The organism is Dapis brunnea BLCC-M229 (assembly GCF_050015995.1).
GTDB lineage: Bacteria > Cyanobacteriota > Cyanobacteriia > Cyanobacteriales > Microcoleaceae > Trichodesmium.
Map to the genome: position 1 here is coordinate 1 of NZ_JBNHEP010000119.1, position 3698 is coordinate 3698.

Annotated in this window: 4 protein-coding genes; 2 read left to right on the top strand and 2 right to left on the bottom strand. The window is 35.5% G+C overall.

What is annotated here, in order from left to right; translation table 11 throughout:
* On the bottom strand, positions 1-602 hold a 602-nt coding region (locus ACP6PM_RS14445), incomplete at its 3' end, for a nuclease/transposase family protein (RefSeq protein ID WP_472847521.1).
* A gap of 57 nt (positions 603-659) precedes the next feature.
* Between ACP6PM_RS14445 and ACP6PM_RS14450 the strand changes: the two genes are divergently transcribed.
* Positions 660-821: a hypothetical protein gene (locus tag ACP6PM_RS14450; RefSeq protein ID WP_426585724.1), complete on the top strand. Its 162-nt coding sequence runs from the start codon at positions 660-662 to the stop codon at positions 819-821.
* 61 nt (positions 822-882) lie between these two features.
* Here the strand turns inward: ACP6PM_RS14450 and ACP6PM_RS14455 are convergent, their stop codons facing one another.
* Positions 883-1611: a DUF3120 domain-containing protein gene (locus ACP6PM_RS14455; RefSeq protein ID WP_426585726.1), complete on the bottom strand. Its 729-nt coding sequence runs from the start codon at positions 1609-1611 to the stop codon at positions 883-885.
* A 418-nt stretch (positions 1612-2029) separates the two neighbouring features.
* Here ACP6PM_RS14455 and ACP6PM_RS14460 point away from each other — a divergent pair, with 418 nt between their 5' ends.
* Positions 2030-2968: an undecaprenyl-diphosphate phosphatase gene (locus tag ACP6PM_RS14460; protein WP_426585728.1), complete on the top strand. Its 939-nt coding sequence runs from the start codon at positions 2030-2032 to the stop codon at positions 2966-2968.
* Positions 2969-3698: the final 730 nt, after the last annotated feature.

Consider the following 3698-nt stretch of genomic DNA (forward strand, 5'->3'; position numbering starts at 1 on the left):
CCTGGTTGATTTGAAGTTATAGCCATTAAATTAGTTAATCCTAAATCAATACCTGCAACGTAATTAGATTGTTTTTGTTCTACATCGGAAACAGTGTAAACAACTTCTATGACATAGCAATTTAGCTTAGGTACAATACGAACTTGGTTAATATTACTAACAAAAGTAGGAAATTCAATACTAGATTGAGAAAGTTTAATTATTCCTTTATTTAAAGCAGGTTTAGATAACGCATCTGATGGATAAATCACAAGGTTTATACCGCGTTCTTTATGCTTATACTTAGGTATCTTTGGTTGGCCTAAATATTTATCAGGGTATTTTGACCAATCTTTTAATGCCGCTAACCAACCTTTCCAACATTCTGAAACTCTTCTAACTATTTGTTTACTTACCTTTGTCGGTAAATACCTGTAAGCTTCTAAATTTTTGGTTTGGTGGTAGATATCTACCGAATTGTAGTATTTACCAGTTTCAAAAAAGTGATGCCGTTGTAAGTAGGTAGCACTATTGTAGAGATGTTTTGAATGTAAAGCTAGGCGATCGCATTCTTTCCAATGCTGATGTTGTTTGCTTATTATGTGTTTTTCTACTAATTGCATTGTTCGACCTGCAATGTAATACTCATATTATATATGATTTATTTCCAAAATGTAACCATGGCCAGGAAAAAGATTTACAACGAAGAGAAACGTAGATTTACTATGACTTTAACTGAGACAGCTATACAGTGGTTGGAGAAAAAACAAATGGAACTAGGTGCAAATAGCTTAAGCGATGTAATTGAACGTATGGCCAGAGAAAAACTAGACAAAAGGTGAGATATGTCGAGTTATGGGTAGATTTTAGTTAACTGTTTCTCACCCCCTCTGAAATTTTGTCTTAGGCCACAAAAGCAGCCAACAAAAACAGACTGTCTACTAAAATTGTACTCAATACTGCTGCTCCAAACCCCCACCAGTATAACTTTTTAGACTGCAAAGGTACAATACCAAACAGCAATAGAATCCCAACTAACACAATAATCCAAGTTATCCCCCAGGAAGTACGCACTTGAGTTAAAGCATCTTGAAATACTTCTAAGACCATTTCTGGTTCAACTATCATTAACTGTCGCCAATAAGGAATTAGGCCAGTTATGTAGAAATATCCGTCTGTAACTGCTGTACCTAGTAGAGACCCTAAATAAAAACAGTTGCCTACCATTTCTCGATTGTGTCTCAAAGACCATATTGCCAAAGGTACAAACATTGCTTCAACTGGTAAGTGGAGAAATGGTTCCTGTCGTAGCCAACCCCAGTATATCGAACCGGTGAACCAACTCCAAGTAAACCCCAATAATAAATCACCCCATAAATTAGTTGCTCTGTTTCTCAGCAATTTTAAACTTAGCCACAACCAAAAGCCTGTCATCCCTAAACTTAACCAGGGCAGTTGACGTACCATTGGAGCTTGAAAAAAGACTGGTACTGACACTAGAAATACAGCAGTGCCGAACACAGCCCATTTTTGGCTGATTCTAATTTTTTCTGAAACAAATACCAAAAAATTTTTCTCCATCAGAGCTGGAAAAAAATTATCTACTATAGCAAAAAAAGTATTTTCAAACAAGGTATTTTCAATATTTTTTACTTAACTTTATTTTATTTAATATATCATAGATTTTATCCCCTCCTAGGGCATCTTTATATTAACAACATTTTTATCCCCCCAATGGGGATTGTTTAGGAATAGTTAGTATTTGCTGAAAAAAACAGAGTGTGGGAAGTGTGGGTAGGTGTGGGAAGTCAGATTGTCTGCTCAAAATGCGAACTTTTTTAGCTTAAAAGACCGAAAAGCTGGCACTTTTTTCGACCGAAAAAGGCACTTGCCTTTATCTTTCAATGCTTTGAGAGTTAATCAGCAAGCCCTAGTTAAAAATAGACAAAACCGATGGAAAATAAAGGGTTTTGATGGCTGAAAATTGCCAAAATTAACTAAATTTAATTAATGCTATAATTCACTAATAATTCTAGGAAAACGCTACTTGATGAAATTTTTCTGTGCAGTCATTCTCAGCGCTCTAATTTTTATCTCTCTAGAAAAAGTCGGCCAATCATTACCATCTGAGCCAATAGCCACTTCCGAACAGTTGACTATTTTTCAGGCAGTTATTCTCGGAATGGTACAAGGATTAACAGAATTTTTACCTATTAGTAGTACCGCTCACCTGAAGGTTGTCCCTGTAGGGCTAGGTTGGGGAGACCCTGGTGTAGCCTTTACTGCAGTTATTCAATTAGGCAGTATTGTTTCTGTTGTTTGGTATTTCTGGGATGACTTGACAAAAATCACAATTGGTACATATAAATCTATTTTGAAATCTGACTATCAGTCCCCAGATTTCAAAATGGCAGTTGGCATTGCCTTTGGTACCTTACCAATAGTATTTTTTGGATTGTTGATTAAACTGTTTATTCCAGATTTTGATAATTCCCCACTGCGCAGTACAGTAGCGATCGCCATTGCTTCAATAGTTATGGCTTTGTTATTAGGTATCGCAGAAAGAGTTGGAAGCCGAAAACGTAACTTTGAACAACTAGATATTAAAGATGGGATACTGATGGGTATGGCCCAAACCTTGGCATTAGTTCCTGGAGTATCTCGCTCTGGGTCAACTATTACAGGTGGATTGTTTATGGGATTAGAAAGAGCTACAGCAGCAAGATTTTCTTTTTTATTAGGTCTTCCAGCGATTACTTTAGCAGGTTTAGTGGAACTGAAGACTCTCTTCGATGAAGGGTTTGGAGGTATAGGCTTATTTCCTACCATCGCTGGCATTATCTCTGCAATAATTTTTTCTTATATAGCAATTGCTTGGTTAATTAAATACTTACAAACTCAAGATACTTGGATATTTGTTTGGTACAGATTAGCTTTTGGGGTATTAATCTTAGTGGCAATAGCTAGTGGTGTATTGCAGAATGTATAGCATTGACTTCTCCCTTGGTTAAAACAAGGGATTCTAATTATTTAATCCCGGAGCGATTGAAAGGGCTTTTTCAAAATTTAGGAGCGGTTTAATAAGGTATTTTTGTTCATAAACAAATTAGGCATAAAAACATTTATTTAGTGGCAAGATTTGCAGTTATTTGATGTCTTTAAAGTCTAAATTTGATGGTATTTACAGAGAAAAAATATCTATTTGAAACCATTTTTTAACTGTTTTCTCTAGAGGGAGTCTGATTTGTTTGCCTTTGAATTTTAATGCCTGTTTGAGATAAGTTACTAAAGCATATCCCCCTTTTTTACGATAGTTAGGAAGTTGTGGCTTATTAATTAGGGTTTACTGATTAAATCTAAAAGCACTGACATATAACTGACATATAAAGGTAAGTGCCTTTTTGGAGCGAAAAAAAGTGAAAATTTTTCAGCTTGAGTGACCAAAAATTTAGGATTAAAGGCAGAAAAGTACAGTAAAGATACAGCTACAATTATTCCTTCTACTTTCTGTTTCTCCCCACACTTCCCACACTTCCCACACTCTGCTTTTTTCAGCCAACCCTAATTAATTCTCCTCGTTTATATTGAGCATTCAACTGTTTAAACGATTGAAATGATTCAGGGATCTTATGAGAATTTGTTGGGCATCTTGGGAGTAGAGAAATTGATAGTGTTTATTGGTTTTATCTTCTTTTTCTAAATCATATTTCCCGAGAATT

Excerpts from the sequence above, each read along its gene's own strand:
- ACP6PM_RS14460 (WP_426585728.1), top strand. The coding sequence starts at position 2,030 with ATGAAATTTTTCTGTGCAGTCATTCTCAGCGCTCTAATTTTTATCTCT.
- ACP6PM_RS14450 (WP_426585724.1), top strand. The coding sequence starts at position 660 with ATGGCCAGGAAAAAGATTTACAACGAAGAGAAACGTAGATTTACTATG.